A 16,483-nucleotide genomic window follows, 5' to 3' on the forward strand; every position below is an offset into this window, starting at 1 on the left:
ACTTTAATTAGTGAACTTCAATCATCACTGCGTCCCCTTGACCGCCACCGCTACAAATCGAAGCAATTCCAATTCCGCCGCCGCGCTGCTTAAGTGCATGGATTAGTGTAACGATAATGCGCGCTCCGCTTGCTCCAATTGGATGTCCCATCGCTACCGCGCCGCCATTTACATTCAATTTTTCCGGATCAATTCCTGCGATTTCTGTACTTGCAATTGCTACCGCTGCAAATGCTTCATTAATCTCGAATAAATCGATGTCTTCAATTTTCTTGCCTGTTTTTTCAAGCAATGCGTTAATTGCATAACCTGGCGTTCTTGGGAAATCTTTAGATTCCACTGCAATTGCTGTATGCGCCAAAATTGTCGCTAATGGCTTTCTTCCTTCTTGCTTCGCTCTGTCTTCGCTCATTAATACAAGTGCGGCACCACCATCATTTAGTCCCGGGGCATTACCAGCTGTCACCGTCGCTGTCTTATCAAATACAGGTTTTAACTTTGCTAACTTTTCAATCGTTGTATCTTCACGTGGCGCCTCATCCTTTGCAACGACAATAGGATCGCCTTTTCTTTGCGGAATCGTTACTGGCACGATTTCCTCTTCAAAACGCCCTTCTTTATGCGCTGAAACCGCACGCTGATGGCTACGATATGCCCATTCATCTTGCGCTTCGCGAGAAATTCCATCTTCCTTCGCAACTTCTCCACCATAAACACCCATGTGTGTACCTGAAAATGCGCATGTTAAACCGTCAGCAACGTTTAAATCAACAACTTCGTTGTTACCCATTCTGTATCCCCATCTTGCTCCGCGTAAAATGTAAGGACTGTTACTCATCGACTCCATACCGCCGGCTACAATCAGTGATTGATCGCCAGTACGAATAATCTGATCCGCTAACGTAACCGCACGAAGTCCTGATGCACAAACTTTATTCACTGTTTCCGTCTGCACTTCCCAAGGGATTCCAGCAGCCCTCGCAGCTTGGCGCGATGGAATTTGCCCCTGTCCACCTTGAATAACCGTTCCAAATATAACTTCTTCAACATCACTAGCCGCAACATTTGCTCTTTCCAGCGCTGCTTTAATTGCAATTCCTCCAAGTTCCGTCGCTTTTACATCTTTTAAAGATCCTCCAAATTTTCCAACTGGTGTTCTTGCAGCACTTAAAATAACTGTTTTACTCATGTTTCTTTCCCCCATTTCATTTTTTAACACTGAGCGCTCGCTCGGTATCCCTACGTTGAGAAGAGGTGCAATCATTGCACCTCTTTCTAAAGTTGTATACATTCTTACAAATTACATCGCTTCTTTTTTCTGTCCGATAACAGATCGTTCTAAAATCTCTGTCACATCAAGAGTTTGAACCTTCTCTTCTACCTCTTTCGCTTTCGTTCCATCACTGATCATCGTTAAGCAATATGGACAACCTGTACCGATAATGGATGGCTGTACAGCTAATGCTTGTTCTGTACGAGCAACGTTAATACGTGAACCTGTTGTTTCTTCCATCCACATTAAGCCACCACCTGCGCCACAGCACATTCCCGTTTCACGGTTACGTGCCATTTCTACAAGATTCACTCCAGGAATCGCTTTCAAAATGTCACGTGGCGCTTCATACACTTCGTTGTATCTTCCTAAATAACAGGAATCATGGTACGTAACTGTTTCTTCAATAGCGTGAACAGGCTTTAAGCGCCCTTCTTTCACCCACTGAGCTAACAATTCTGTATGATGATAGACTTCTGCTTGCAAGCCAAAGTCCGGATACTCATTTTTAAATGTGTTATAAGCATGAGGATCAATCGTAACGATTTTCTTCACTCCTGCCTTTTCAAATTCTTCGATATTCTTTGTCGCCATCTCTTGGAATACAAATTCATTCCCAAGGCGGCGTGGTGTATCTCCAGAATTCTTTTCTTTATTACCGAGAATTGCGAATGAAATGCCTGCTTCGTTCATTAACTTCGCAAACGATATCGCAATCTTCTGACTACGATTGTCGTATGATCCCATTGAACCAACCCAGAATAAATACTCGAATTCCTCCCCAGCTTTTGATTTTTCTTTTACAGTTGGAACTGTTACTTCGTCATCACCTTGGCGCCAAGTTTCACGCTCTTTACGGTTCAGCCCCCACGGATTTCCTTGACGCTCGATATTTGTCATCGCGCGTTGTGCTTCCGCGTCCATTTTCCCTTCAGTTAAGACGAGATATCGACGTAAATCAATAATTTTATCAACATGCTCATTCATAACTGGGCATTGATCTTCACAGTTACGACACGTTGTACATGCCCAAATCTCTTCTTCTGTAATAACATCTCCGATTAAACTCGGATCGTAAGCGAGCGTTGTAGACGCTGATTCTTGTTGTCCTTTTCCAGCTGCCATCATCGCTAACTGATTTCCTTGTGTATTATTGAAGGCAACTACTGGAACCCACGGTGCTTTTGATGTTACCGCAGCTCCTTTATCAGTTAAATGATCGCGAAGTTTTAAAATTAAGTCCATCGGCGATAACATTTTTCCTGTTCCTGTTGCCGGACACATATTTGTACAACGGCCACACTCTACACAAGCGTATAAGTCAATAAGTTGATTTTGTCTAAAGTCTTCAATTTTACCAACACCAAATGTTTCTTGCGTTTCATCTTCAAAAGCAATCTTTTCAAGCTTCCCTGGGTTTGAAAGACGACCGAAGAATACATTAGCTGGTCCTGCAATTAAATGCGCATGTTTTGATTGTGGAACATACACTAAAAACGTTAACAAAATTAGTAAATGCACCCACCAAGAAAAATAGAACACTGAAATGGCTACGGTTTCATTTACCCCGCTAAAAACGTAAGCGATTGCAGAAGCAATTGGTTCACTCCATGAAAGCTCCTCGCCATGCCATATAAGTCCCATACCGTTACCAAGTAGCACAGAAATCATTAAACCACCGATAAAGATAAGAACAAGACCTGATTTGAAGTTACGTTTTAAACGAACAAGCTTTTCTACATAACGTCTATGAAAAGCCCAAAATACTGCAATTAAAATAACAAGTGTGACAATTTCCTGGAAGAATGTAAATGCAGGGTATAGTGGTCCAAGTGGAAGATGTGATCCTGGTGCGAGTCCTTTCCAAACGAAGTCAATTGCTCCAAATTGGACAAGAATAAATCCGTAAAAGAACATAACGTGAATGATGCCGCTTTTCTTATCTTTCAGCAGCTTTTTCTGACCGAAAACATTGACCTTAAGGAGATCCCAACGCTCTTTAAAACGACGGTCAAACTCAAATTTTTTTCCTAATTGTATGTAGGCCATTCTCGTCCGTATAAGATATACAAACAAATATCCTGCATAAGCAATAACAGCAATGGCAGCCAGCCAATTAATAATCAGTAAGCTATTCATTTTTATGCTACCCCTCTCTTTGTAAGCCCTCTTTCTTTTTGAATCTTCAAAAATATATAATTTTCTGAATTATATCCCCTATCCCCATTATATAATGAGTGAGCATTCAGTCAACAGTTTTTTGTTATAGAACAACACATTTTTTCATAAAGCTGTTTATTTCGGTGAAACTATAAAGTGAAACTTTAATCAGTAGGGGCGGTTCTTCCCCCGCTGATTATTAGTTGAACCAATCGGGCTTTTACGGGCAGTTGATTTCCAAACTAACTTCTACTTATTCAACAGTTTTTGAGGTGTGAGGCTTACTGCCCTTTAAAGCGGGATAAAGTGCAACTTTCATCAATGCAACATACTATCCTCTGATGAACTTTATAATAACAACCGTGCTACCCGTATCATTTGTAACACACTGAAGGTGAAAAGAATGCGAAGGAGGGAATTCACTGATGCTCTACTTATCTCTTTTGTTAATATCCGTTGCTCTTTGGATTACAATTGACCTTTCATACGGGAGACTTCTTCATTTAAAACGGGTAAGCTCTCGCACTTTCCCTTTACGTCAAAGTGATTTTCGCCTTTATACATACGGGAAAGATTTATATGACGCTTTATTTACTGACATAAAACAAGCACAGCACCACATTCATATTTTATTCTTCATTGTAAAAACCGATAAAATCAGTCGTGAATTTTTAAAATTGTTGATTGATAAGGCTCAGGAAGGAATTGAAGTACGACTTTTACTTGATCGATTTGGCAGCCATTCTTTATCAAACGAAGCTATTCGCTCCCTGCAAAAACATGGTGTATCTTTTTCATTTTGTCATAAGGTAAAATTTCCTCTTCCTTTCTTTTCTGCCAATCAAAGAAATCATAGAAAAATCACAGTGATTGATGGGAAAACCGGCTATATCGGGGGATTTAATATTGGCGAAGAGTATCTAGGGCATAATGAACACTTAGGATTATGGCGAGACTATCATTTACGTCTTACAGGAGAAGGGGTTCAAGATTTACAAAAGCAATTTTTGCATGATTGGTTTGATGATACGAAACAGAATTTATTGGATGCTTCTCTTTATTTTCCAAAACAACAACCAGGTACCATCCTGCATCAATTTATTCCGACTGATGGTGCTTATTTACAGCATACTTTTTTACATTTAATTAACGGAGCAAAAAAAGAAATCTGTATCGGTACACCATATTTCATTCCTGGAAAAAAAATTATGAATGCCTTATTAAAAGCAAGAGAAAGAGGGGTTCAAATCACAATTCTTGTTCCAGAAAAAGCTGATCACCCTCTCGTTCGGGAAGCAAAATTCCCGTACTGCCGAAAATTAATACAGGCTGGTTGCAATATTTATGCATTTCAACAAGGGTTTTTTCACGCCAAAATTATTATAGTGGACGATGATATTTGTGATATCGGAACGGCAAACTTTGATATGAGAAGTTTATATATTAATCATGAAATAAACTGCCTGTTATATAATAAACATTTCATTCAAACAGTAAAAAATAAATTTCATCAAGATCTAGAGAATGCATCCGTACTTTCCTATAGCGATGTAAACCCGCCTTCTCTTATCGATAGAGGAAAGGAATGGATTGGAACAATGCTTGCTTTCTTTTTATAGGAAAGACAATGAATAAAAGAGGTGTATCTCATATGATTATACGGTTTGGATATGTCTCACATGCAATGGCACTCTGGGACTGTTCTCCTGCCAAAACAATGACGTTTACGAGCTTTAAGAAACTTAGCAAGCAAGAACGAGAAGACAAACTGTACCATGTTATAAGGCAAAATTTAGAGCACACAATACGTATCCTTCATTACAATATAGCACATGAAATCCCACTATATCGCCTATCGTCTTCCATCGTCCCACTTGCAACACATCCCGAAGTCGAGTTTGACTATATTGGGTTATTCACACCACTTTGGCATAAAATAGGGGCTTTAATTAAAGAACACAATTTACGAATAAGTTTTCATCCAAATCAATTTACGCTATTTACAAGCGACAAGCCACATATTACTACTAACGCTATTACGGATATGACTTACCATTATAAAATATTGGATGCTATAGGCATTGCAGATTCTTCTTACATTAATATTCATGTAGGTGGAGCCTATGGAAATAAAGAAAAGGCAATTGAACGCTTCCATGAAAACATAAAAAAACTTCCTACACATATAAAAAAACAAATGACTCTTGAAAATGATGATAAAACCTATACAACCGCTGAAACTTTATCAATTTGCCAAAAAGAAAATATTCCATTTGTATTTGATTATCATCATCATATGGCCAACCTTTGCGAGGAACCACTAGAAGAGTTGCTTCCTGCAATTTTTGAAACTTGGTCACATACAAATATCTCTCCTAAAGTTCACATTTCCTCCCCGAGATCGGAAAAAGAATTTAGGGCTCATGCTGAATATATCGATTTAGAGTTTATTAAGCCTTTCTTACACATTGCAAAAAAAAATAATCATAATTTCGATATTATGATTGAAAGTAAACAAAAAGACTTAGCACTATTCCAATTAATAGATGAACTTTCTGCTATAAGAGGAATTAAAAGAATAAGTGGTGCAATGTTACAGTGGTAAATTGTAACTTTGCACCATTTTTTCAAAAAAGTAATTTTTATAGTAAAAAATATTCTATTTTATATGCTATTATTTAAATTAGCATTTTCTCCCCGAGATTCAACTTTATTGAAACGGAGTCATAATATGATTAATCAAAAAAAGTATATACAATCTGTCATAATATACATATTTATATTTGCTCTTTGGATATTCCTTATACCAAGTGAGTCGAATATAAAAGAAATCGGGATTCTTTTCTTATTCTGTTTCGCTGCACTTTTTTCTTGCTATTGCTTATGTAAAGCGATTAGAAAAATGACGCCTGGTGATAAATTATTTTGGATTTTATTATTATGTACTTGTCTATGCGGGTTAGCTATGGAGATAACTTTATTTCTTCCTTCACTTTCTATTCATAAGCAAGTTATATTCTCATATAAAGCATTACCTTTTTTTATCATACAATATGTTTTACTCTTTGTTGGATTTGCTATAAAGTTTATAAAAATTTACTCTATTAAGGGTCTTGCTCAATTTTCATTCGATAGCATATTTATTGTTATTATGAACATTTATTTCACTTTAACTTTTATCTTGGACCTTTCAAGCTTCCGTATGCTAACAAAGGAAACTTGGATTTTAATTGGCTATTTTATTGCACAATCATTAGTAATTTACGCCGTTATTAGTCTATATAGAAGAGAACAATATTCTTCTAGTAGAATCGCATTAATTATCGGTTTCACTATTATACTCGTATACGGTTACATTCATCTGTTTCAATTAAATTTTGGGATGAAAACTTCTCCTGAATTTAATTATTTAATACACACTGCTTCTATTTTATTAATTGGACTTTCTTCCATACTATATATCTTGGATAAACCAATGCAACATGAAACGAAAGCAAAATATTATCGATTCGATTATGTACGTTTTATACTACCTTATTTTAGTATAATTATTACTTTTTCCTTTATTATCATTCAACCTTGGGATGATAAATTTATGTTAATTGGTCTCGTATTATCACTTATTTTGTTATTCTTGCGGCAACTTTACATGTGGAAAGATAATCAAGCACTAATCCTTACATACGAACAGTTGACTACACAACTAGAGGACGAAGTTGAAGAAGGTGCATTTGCATTATCAAAAAGTGAACAACGCTATAAATCTTTATTCGAAGATCATCCCGATGCCGTTTTCTCTTTAAATATGAATGGCATTTTTCAACAATCTAATAAGGCTTGCGAAAGCTTATTTACTGCCTATTATTGCGAAGTGGCAAGCTATTCTCTGGTACACTTCATTGATTCAAAAGACCACGAACTACTAAAGAAGGCTTTACAAATTACAAAGGAAGGTAGGCCACAAACGTTAGAAGTTCGTACAAAAGAACAAGAAGGCTATTATTATTATCTTCATATTACACTTATCCCTACTTTTATAAACAAAGAAGTGGTCGGAATGTTTGGGATAGCGCGTGATATTACCACTTTATACGAAAAACAAAAACAAGTAGAGCATTTAGCCTTTCACGATGCACTTACTGGATTACCAAATCGCCGAAAGTTCGAAAAAGATTTAAAAGCCATTTTAAATACAGCTCAAACTAACGCAAATGATGTCGCCGTCATATTCCTTGATTTAGATCGATTTAAAAAAATTAACGATAGACTTGGTCATGACGTCGGAGATTTATTATTAATTGAAGTAGCAAAAAGATTACGCGGTTGCTTGCGTTCAAAAGATATCGTCGCTCGCCAAGGTGGAGATGAGTTTACAATTCTATTACCAGAAATGTACTCAGAAAAAAGTGCAATTTTTATAGCTGAACAGATTTTAACTATTTTAAACAAACCATTCTTCATTCAAGGCGAAGAACTCTCTATTACACCAAGTATCGGAATTGCGATGTACCCTGATTATGGAACTGATGTAAATGAATTAATGAAAAATGCTGATATGGCTATGTACCGTGCGAAAGCAAATGGAAAAAACAGATTTGTTTTCTTCTCAAAAGAAATGAGTATCGCTCAAAATGAAATTCAATTCTTAGAAGGTGAACTTTCAAAAGCATTACAACAAAATGAATTTTTCCTTGAATACCAACCACAAGTAAGCACAAAAACAAAACAAATTATCGGTTTTGAAGCATTAATACGTTGGAAGCATCCAAAACTCGGTATCGTATCTCCTGCCCAATTTATCCCTCTAGCAGAGGAAACTGGTTTTATTATTGAACTTGGCAATTGGATTTTACGTACTGCCTGTTTAGAGGCAAAAAGATGGCATAATCAAGGTTTTTCTCACTTAAAAGTTGGTGTAAATTTATCTGTTGTTCAATTTAACCATGCAGATTTAATCCCAACTATTTCAAAGGTGTTGGAAGAAACAGAACTAAAACCAGAAGCACTAGATATTGAAATTACGGAAAGCATCGCGATTAATCAAAATCAATCTGTAGTTGCAAAACTAGAACAACTTCAAAATCTCGGTATTCAAATTTCAATCGACGACTTTGGAACTGGTTATAGTTCTTTAGCTTATTTAACAAAATATCCAATCAACACATTAAAAATCGCTCGAGAGTTTATTTGTGGAATTACAACTAGCCCTTTAGAAGAAGCAATTGTCTCTTCCATTATTACACTATCAAAAGAACTAAATTTAAAAGTGATTGCAGAAGGTGTAGAAACGGAAGAAGAATGGGAATTTTTACATAAACAAAATTGTGATCACATTCAAGGATTCTTTATTAGCAAACCTGTTTCTAGTAAAGATGTTTGGATGTTACTCCATAAAAAAACAACCGTCTAAGTAAGACGGTTGTTTTTTAGAACTCAAAAGGTACTTCATTAGCTAATTGTATCTCTTGATTATTATGAGAAATTATTTGGTTTTTCTCTAATGCTGTATCTCCTAATGAAATACCCCATGCCATCGCTAACGTTAGTAAACTACCAATAAGTAGTTTTTTCATATTCCATCACCCGCATTTTTTCTTTAAATATATCATGAAAAATTATCCAGACTTTATGCAATTATGCATATTTGTTCTTTATGTCTTTTTTATTTCTTCATTTTTTTTATAAGTGATTCTTTTAATTCATGGTTTCCTAATATATCAAAAAAGAAGCATGCTTTTTCGTAAGCATCTTCAATTTCTGCTCTATCACACCCAAGTTTTGCTAGGCATTCACCTTTTCGAAAGTATAACTGTCCAATCAATGTCATACTGTTAATTCGACACGATAGGTCAATGGCTTTATTTGCGTGACAAAGCGCTTCTTCGTATTGATTGTCTATGTATAATGCTTTTGCATGATTATGTCTCACCTTCACATCAAACTCTTTATTATCATGCAATGCCTCTAGTTGTTTTAATATATTTTCAAACAAATCAATACCCTGCTTCAAATAGCCGTTTTCAGCATAAATGTTTGCAATTGCGTTTTCAATATAAAGGTTCTGATATACATCTATTCCTACCAGTTGTTGATTGAGCAATTTCTTTAATTCTAAAATGCAATATTCGTAATCGATTTTTTTCAATACGTAAGCAGCTACATAATATTGCCATTGAAGAAATTGCTGAAGCTCGGGATGATATTCTTCCTTTTTCAATTCATTGCATACTCTATTATAAATTTCTTTATATTTTTTTTGCTTACAAAGCAGAATAATTTGATCTTTTAACTGCTTATTCCTCTCAATATCAGAATAAATAAGTACCTCATAAAAATGAATAATGGGAACTTGTAATTTTGCTGCAATACCTTGCAATATATCCATACTTGGGTATACCGCGCCCGATTCAATTCGACTTACTTCCGATTGATGACATATGTTCTCGGATAACTGTTTTTGTGTTAATCCTCTCATCACCCTAATTTTCTTAATTTCACTTCCTAATTTTTCTGCGTGCATACTTACTCACCATCCCATTATAACAATCTAGTTTTTAAGTTGTCATACCACTACAATAATGTGAATTCGACAATTTTTGATATGAAATAATGCATAATATATATATAATTCGGCAAATTTTTCATACAATTCATCTCACATACAATAATAGATTAGGAGTGTTATAGATGAATTATAGAAAACTTGCTAGTGCTTTCGTTACATTCGGTCTTCTTTGCCCTTTATCAACAGAAGCTATTCATGCCCAAGAATTAGATAAAAATGAAGTCAAAGTTGAAATTGCTCAGCCAGGTTTAACAATTGGAAAATTAACAGAACCTCAAAATGATACGAAAGAAAATATTGCGAAAAAGTATTTAAAAGGTGAGGTAAACGGGGCTAAAGCTCAACAAGAACAAGTCACTACTGAAAAAAATGTAGATTTCCAACCTACAAATAAAGAAACCAAAGAAAATCAAACCGAAGTTCGCCTTGCACAAACATATAAAAACTATAAAGTATATGGCCAAGATCTTATTGTAAAAGTAGATAAAAATGGAGTAATCACAACTGTTAGTGGTAAAGTTGTTCAAAATTTAAATCAACAACCTAATCTTACTATAACAAATTTTTTGTCGAAAAATGAAGTAAAATCTAAATTACGCGATATAGTTCAAATTCCAAGTGATGCAGTTGAGACAGAATTCTCTAACGAAACCGTTGTTTATAAGAAAAAAGATGGCTATTATACATTCGCAACTGTTATTACATTTACTTATGAAAACAATGAACAAATTATAAACGGCAATGCTATCGTTGATTTAAAAACTGGCGAAGTACTTTTTCAAGAAAAATTCATTAAAAACAAAGAGAATAAGACTATAAATCAAGTAACATCACCTAGATTATCCCCTGCAAGTGAGCAAGGAACTGGGAAAAATGCACTTCAAGAAAACATCTCTTTCAATATTGCCAAAGGAACTGATGGAAAATTTTATTTAGCGGATTTATCACGCGGAAATGGTATTTATATTTATAATGCAAACTACGCTGATTCCCTCGGGGGATATAGTCAAGCTGGTTATCCAGGGACACTAATTTCAAGTAGTACTCCTAGTTTTGCAGATAAAGAAGCCGCGGGCGCTATGAAGAACATGAGTGATATTTACGATTACTTTAAGAAAGAACATAATCTAAAAAGTTACGACAATAAAGATTCAAAAGTTGTTGCTAGTGTACACGGTTTTGATTCTACTAAAGTTAGTGATGGTGTAAAAGAAGACTATGTAAATGCATTTTGGCATCCCGCTTGGAACCAAATTGTATTTGGTGATGGTTTAGACGGAAAACTAACATCCGCTCTTGATGTAACAGCTCATGAATTTGGACATGCTGTATTTAGTGGCACGACGAAAAATAAAGTCGTGAGATATCCAAGTGCTGAAACATCTGCACTAAACGAGGGAGTAGCGGATTTCTGGGGTACACAAATCGAATATTACGTAAAGAAAGATAAAGGAAACTGGATTATGGGCGATACATTAGGTGGCCTAACAATTCGTGATATCCCAAGGGAAATTGGTGACGGCGGTCATAAACTATATACAAATTTACAAGATTTCTATAACGATGGTAATAATCAAGAATCACACGTGAATTCTGGTATTATCAGTCACGTATTATATCAATTAGCTGAAGGTAAAACATATAACGGTATTGCTGTCCAAAAACAAGGCAATGAAAAAGTCAGTAAAGTTGTTATGCGTGCATTGCAAAATTATGCAACTTCCGCTGAAGACTTTGAATCACTTCAATCTCACATCGTACAAGCTGCAAAAGATTTATATGGCACTGCCGTATCAAATGAATTTGCAAAGGCATTTGAAGCACACGGTTACAAACCGTTACAAAAAATAAATAAAGTAATAGCGGTACAATAATAAAAAAAGAAGTTTACCAATCATAGGTAAACTTCTTTTCATATCCATCCCTTTTCTTCCGCAATTGTAATTGCTTCAATTCTATTTTTCGCATCAAGCTTCGCTAATACTTCAGAAATATAATTACGTACTGTACCCGGTGAAAGATAAAGTGCCTTCGCAATTTCGTTTGCTGTCTTTCCTTCTTTCGCAAGCAACAATACTTCCTTTTCGCGATCTGACAACGGATTTTGCTCCTGCCATAAGCCAAACATTAAATCTTGGGAGACCTCTCGTTTCCCCTTCATTACATTACGAATTGCTGCAGCTAAATCTTCACTTGGGCTATCCTTTAATAAATAGCCGTGCACACCAGCTTTCATTGCTCTTTCAAAATATCCCGGCCGTGCAAATGTTGTTAAAATCATTACTTTGCATGATGATTTTTCTTTCTTTAACGCTTCAGCAACATCTAATCCACTTTGAATCGGCATTTCAATATCCATGATACTTATATCCGGTTTTAACGATTCAATTAATTTTAGCGCCTCTTCCCCGTTTGCCGCTTGTCCAATTACCTCGATATCATCTTCTAGATCAAGCAGAGCCCCTAACGCACCACGAAGCATCCGCTGATCTTCTGCAATAATAATTCGGATCATGCCCTCACCTCATCTTTTCCTGTTCTAATAACAACTGGAACTTTTACTGTTAACAACGTCCCTGGATTGATTGTACCTAGTTCAACAAATCCATCAATAAGAGCAATTCGTTCTTTCATGCCGCGAATACCATTTCCATCATGATTTTGATCTGTTAAACCGATTCCGTTATCTTCTACTTTCAAAATCAGCTCACCTTGCGATTCTAATACAGAAACTGCGCACCGCGTCGCCTTACTATGTTTTACAACATTTGTAACGGCCTCACGTAAACACATCCCGACAATATTTTGTTCAATTGGTGATAACGAGCTCGATCTTGCTTCTTGCCTCACTTCTAATTTAATATTAGCTGCTTGTAAGATCGCTTTTATTTGCTCTAGCTCTTCTTCTACCGTAATCATACGCATATCAGAAATTAATTCTCTCAGCTGTTTTAAGGCTGTACGAGACGTTTGTGTAATTTCCTTCGCTTCCGCACTTGCACGCTCTGGATTTTTTACGATTAACTTCTCTACAAGCTGGCTTTTCAAAGTAATAAGAGATAACGTATGCCCTAATGTGTCATGAAGATCTCTTGCAATCCGCTGCCGTTCTTCACGTTTTACTAAGTCTTTAATTTGCTCGTTCGCCTCATCTAATTGATTTCTTAACATCTTTTTCTGATTAAAATTACGCATACCAAATGGCGTAAGAAGCATTAAAATAAACATCGGGACGATATTTACTAAACTTGTTGGTGTTAGTTGATTCATATTTACAAATAAAAATGCTCCAAGCATTATAACTAACGAGCATAACAGCACTCGAAATACTTTCTTATTTGGCGCAAATCCCATCGCACTTGCTGTGAAAAAGCCAAAAAATATCATAAAAGGATTATAAAATAAAGCAAATAAAAAGATGAGTATCATTTGAATGCATGCCCATAAAATAAACGTCTTCTGAACAAAATAAAGCTGACGGTATGTGATAATAAAGAGTATCAACATACCACTCCCTAGCACAAGCTTCCATCCTGATGCTTGTGCTAAGTGATAAATTGGAAATAATAGATAAACAAACCACATGTACGGAAAGAATCCCATATGTTTCGGAAAAATCTCAATCCTCTTCTTCTCTATCATTTATACCGCTTCCTGTCTTTTTCTTATATATATTGATACTACAACAAATATAAGGAAATAACCTCCTAATACCGCGATATTTTCCCATCCAATTGATTTTCCAGCTACAATATCCCACGCACCACTTCCGAAATGGTATGTTGGTGTCCATTCACCAATCGTTCTTAATATTTTGGGGAATACTTCAATCGGCATCCATAACCCGCCAACTATGGCTAAACTCATATTTAAAATATTTGCTAAGCCAGCAGCTGCGTCCGCCTTTTTAATGGAACCTATTACTGTTCCTAACGCTAAAAATGGTGTTACCCCTAACAATAACCATAACCCCGCACCAATCCATTGCCCTACCGTTAACTCAACATGATTAATTAGTATCCCTGCAATAAAGATAACCAATATTGAAAAAGCATTTACTACTGTTTGAGCGATAATTTTTGCTGTTAAATATGCTCCCTCTGGAAGCGGTGTAATTTTTAGAAGATGTGTCCATCCTTGCCCTTTTTCCTGAGAAAGTCTTACACCGAAACTAAAGAGTGCAGTCCCTACAATACTGAAAGTTGCCATCGAAATTAAATAATGTGCTTTCCACGCATCTCCGTTTTGTGGTACTTGAACAACATTTGTGAAAATGTAGTAAAACATAACAGGCATTAATAATGAGAAAAAGATAAATAATTTATTGCGGAATGTACGTAAAATTTCTATTTTGCACTGCATCCATAACGCTCTCATGCGATTTCCTCCTTCTGATTTGCAACGAATTGTTCAAATGCCTCATCAAGACTTCCACGTTCAACTGAAACATCTGTTACAGGTAAACTCCTTTGATAAATGGCTTTTAAAGTTGCATCCGTATCCTCCGTTGTTAAAATGAAGCGTCCTTCGTTTGACTTTACTTCTATTACTTTTGGTAATTCCTTTAGTAATTTTGTAGGAATGCTTTCCTTTGAGTAAAATGTGATTGTTTTTCTCGAAATCGTTGCTTTCATTTCGTCTGGTGTACCATCTGCGATAATCTTTCCGTTCGCAAATAATAAGATACGATTTGCTAAAGCATCTGCTTCTTCTAAATAATGCGTCGTTAAAATAATCGTTTTCCCTTCACTTGCTAACTTTCGAATCGTTTCCCAAAACGTTCTTCGAGACGTAATATCCATTCCGACTGTCGGCTCATCTAAAAATAACAAATCCGGATTTCCCGCAAGTGCAAGCGCAAAGTTTAACCTTCTTTTTTGCCCACCTGATAATTTCTCACATCTTTGCTTTCGCTCTGATTCTAAATTTGATAACTGCAGTAACGTCTCTTTCTCTATAGGATTCGTATAATAACTACGGAATAACTCAATTGCCTCTTCCACCGTAATACTATCAATGACACTTACTTCTTGCAGCATCGCACCGAGGCTATTACGAACATCTCTATGCTTTGGACTCTTTCCAAATATAGAGACCTTACCTTCCGTTGGTTCCTTTAATCCAAGCATCATCGACATCGTCGTTGTTTTCCCAGCACCATTCGGACCAAGCAACGCTACTATTTCCCCTTTATTTACATGAAATGAAACATTATTTACTGCGTTTTTATGTTTAAATGTTTTAGAAACATCATTTACTTCAATAATCTTTTCCATCTCTCCACCCCCGCTGTTTCTTATATTTACATTGTATTACTTGGAAAACTTAGGAAACAGTATGATGCGTCATGACATCGATATGACAATTGTCATGTATTCTTTATGAGAGGAATCAACCTGCATACCGCAAGCGAGTAGCAGGACGAAAATAAACATGATACAATCGGATAAGATATATATTCGAGGAAGGACAGTGGTTTTCATGATTATTCGTAATGAACAAGATTTAGAAGGCTTACGAAAAATCGGCCGCATCGTTGCGCTTGCACGTGAAGAAATGAAAAAACAAGCGAAGCCAGGTATGACAACGAAAGAGCTTGATTTGATCGGTAAAAAAGTATTAGATGAGCATGGTGCTATTTCTGCACCTGAAAAAGAATATGATTTTCCAGGTGTAACTTGCATTAGTGTAAATGAAGAAGTTGCTCATGGTATTCCAGGAGATCGTGTATTAAAAGAAGGCGACTTAGTAAACGTCGATGTATCTGCTGCACTTGATGGCTATTATGCAGATACAGGCATTTCATTTGTTCTTGGAGAAGACGAGGCAAAAGAAAAACTTTGCCAAGCAGCGGTAGATGCATTTTGGGCAGCAATGAAAAAGGTTAGAGCTGGCTCAAAACAAAATCAAATTGGTCGTGCTGTTTCAAACTTCGCACATAAAAGTGGATACAATGTTATTCAAAACTTAACTGGTCACGGCATTGGTCTTAGCTTACATGAAGCACCAAATCACATTTTAAGTTACTATGATCCAATGGATAATGCGCTTCTAAAAGACGGTCTTGTTATCGCTGTAGAACCGTTCATCTCTATGAAAGCTGATCATATTATTGAACGTGGTGACGACGGTTGGACATTCGTTACACCTGATAAAAGTCTTGTTGCACAATGTGAACATACCGTTGTCGTAACGCGCGGCGAACCAATAATTTTAACAGAAATCTAATATCAAAAACGGCTGTTTTGTAGATTTATTCCACATAAAATAGCCGTTTTTATTTTTGGGAAAATATGTGAACTATTGTTGAACTCTTTATCATTTAAGTATATAATCTTTAGCGAAGGTTACTTAAGCTTATCTTTATTAAAAAGATATTGTAACTAAGGAGTAAAACACCTTCTTTCTTATTGTTTAAACAGTCTCAAAAATGACCGCAGTAACGTATTAGTCGAATATTCTGTAATCCTTATATTTATCTAACA

Annotated in this window: 13 protein-coding genes; 5 read left to right on the plus strand and 8 right to left on the minus strand. The window is 35.9% G+C overall.

From position 1 onward, the window contains the following. Window positions 1-7 precede the first annotated feature (7 nt). Together MR169_RS00730 and MR169_RS00735 are read right to left on the minus strand one after the other, a co-directional pair. Window positions 8-1,291, minus strand: coding sequence for an acetyl-CoA C-acetyltransferase (locus tag MR169_RS00730; protein ID WP_002005994.1), 1,284 nt, complete (start codon window positions 1,289-1,291; stop codon window positions 8-10). 9 nt (window positions 1,292-1,300) lie between these two features. After that, a complete protein-coding gene (locus MR169_RS00735; protein WP_242318744.1) occupies window positions 1,301-3,412 on the minus strand; it encodes a (Fe-S)-binding protein in 2,112 nt (703 codons plus the stop codon). 446 nt (window positions 3,413-3,858) lie between these two features. On the opposite strand from MR169_RS00735, the gene cls reads away from it, so the two are divergent. The 3 genes from cls (at window position 3,859) to MR169_RS00750 (ending at window position 8,843) form a co-directional block, all read left to right on the plus strand. Continuing rightward, the gene (gene cls / locus MR169_RS00740) at window positions 3,859-5,052 is read left to right on the plus strand and encodes a cardiolipin synthase (protein WP_242318745.1); all 1,194 of its coding nucleotides are present in this window, start codon (window positions 3,859-3,861) and stop codon (window positions 5,050-5,052) included. A 32-nt stretch (window positions 5,053-5,084) separates the two neighbouring features. Next, window positions 5,085-6,038 (plus strand): UV DNA damage repair endonuclease UvsE, encoded by a 954-nt coding sequence (gene uvsE / locus MR169_RS00745; RefSeq protein WP_016118948.1) that lies wholly within the window; start codon window positions 5,085-5,087, stop codon window positions 6,036-6,038. A 126-nt stretch (window positions 6,039-6,164) separates the two neighbouring features. Next, a complete protein-coding gene (locus MR169_RS00750; protein WP_061664287.1) occupies window positions 6,165-8,843 on the plus strand; it encodes a DUF4084 domain-containing protein in 2,679 nt (892 codons plus the stop codon). A gap of 16 nt (window positions 8,844-8,859) precedes the next feature. Here the strand turns inward: MR169_RS00750 and MR169_RS00755 are convergent, their stop codons facing one another. After that, window positions 8,860-9,006, minus strand: a complete 147-nt coding sequence (locus tag MR169_RS00755) for a quorum-sensing peptide PapR (protein ID WP_000734726.1) — start codon at window positions 9,004-9,006, stop codon at window positions 8,860-8,862. An 89-nt stretch (window positions 9,007-9,095) separates the two neighbouring features. Continuing rightward, a complete protein-coding gene (locus tag MR169_RS00760; RefSeq protein WP_000542925.1) occupies window positions 9,096-9,953 on the minus strand; it encodes a helix-turn-helix domain-containing protein in 858 nt (285 codons plus the stop codon). Window positions 9,954-10,120: 167 nt separating this feature from the next. Between MR169_RS00760 and MR169_RS00765 the strand changes: the two genes are divergently transcribed. Beyond that, window positions 10,121-11,872: a M4 family metallopeptidase gene (locus MR169_RS00765; protein WP_242318746.1), complete on the plus strand. Its 1,752-nt coding sequence runs from the start codon at window positions 10,121-10,123 to the stop codon at window positions 11,870-11,872. A 38-nt stretch (window positions 11,873-11,910) separates the two neighbouring features. On the opposite strand, the gene MR169_RS00770 is transcribed toward MR169_RS00765, so the two are convergent. From MR169_RS00770 to MR169_RS00785, 4 genes are read right to left on the minus strand one after another with little or no spacing between them, the layout of a single operon-like run. Then, on the minus strand, window positions 11,911-12,513 hold the full coding sequence (locus tag MR169_RS00770; RefSeq protein ID WP_000619244.1) for a response regulator transcription factor: 603 nt from the start codon (window positions 12,511-12,513) through the stop codon (window positions 11,911-11,913). Next, window positions 12,510-13,640 (minus strand): sensor histidine kinase, encoded by a 1,131-nt coding sequence (locus MR169_RS00775; RefSeq protein WP_000570612.1) that lies wholly within the window; start codon window positions 13,638-13,640, stop codon window positions 12,510-12,512. Before MR169_RS00775 ends, MR169_RS00770 begins: the two co-directional genes overlap by 4 nt. Next, the gene (locus MR169_RS00780; protein WP_001202427.1) at window positions 13,641-14,375 is read right to left on the minus strand and encodes an ABC transporter permease; all 735 of its coding nucleotides are present in this window, start codon (window positions 14,373-14,375) and stop codon (window positions 13,641-13,643) included. It lies immediately after the preceding gene. Continuing rightward, window positions 14,372-15,274, minus strand: a complete 903-nt coding sequence (locus tag MR169_RS00785) for an ABC transporter ATP-binding protein (RefSeq protein WP_000411113.1) — start codon at window positions 15,272-15,274, stop codon at window positions 14,372-14,374. The genes MR169_RS00780 and MR169_RS00785 overlap by 4 nt, the downstream gene beginning before the upstream one ends. 157 nt (window positions 15,275-15,431) lie before the next feature. Here MR169_RS00785 and map point away from each other — a divergent pair, with 157 nt between their 5' ends. Next, complete coding sequence (gene map, locus MR169_RS00790) at window positions 15,432-16,226, plus strand: type I methionyl aminopeptidase (protein WP_003313889.1); 795 nt, start codon at window positions 15,432-15,434, stop codon at window positions 16,224-16,226. Window positions 16,227-16,483: the final 257 nt, after the last annotated feature.

The organism is Bacillus cereus group sp. BfR-BA-01349, assembly GCF_022663795.1.
GTDB lineage: Bacteria > Bacillota > Bacilli > Bacillales > Bacillaceae_G > Bacillus_A > Bacillus_A cereus.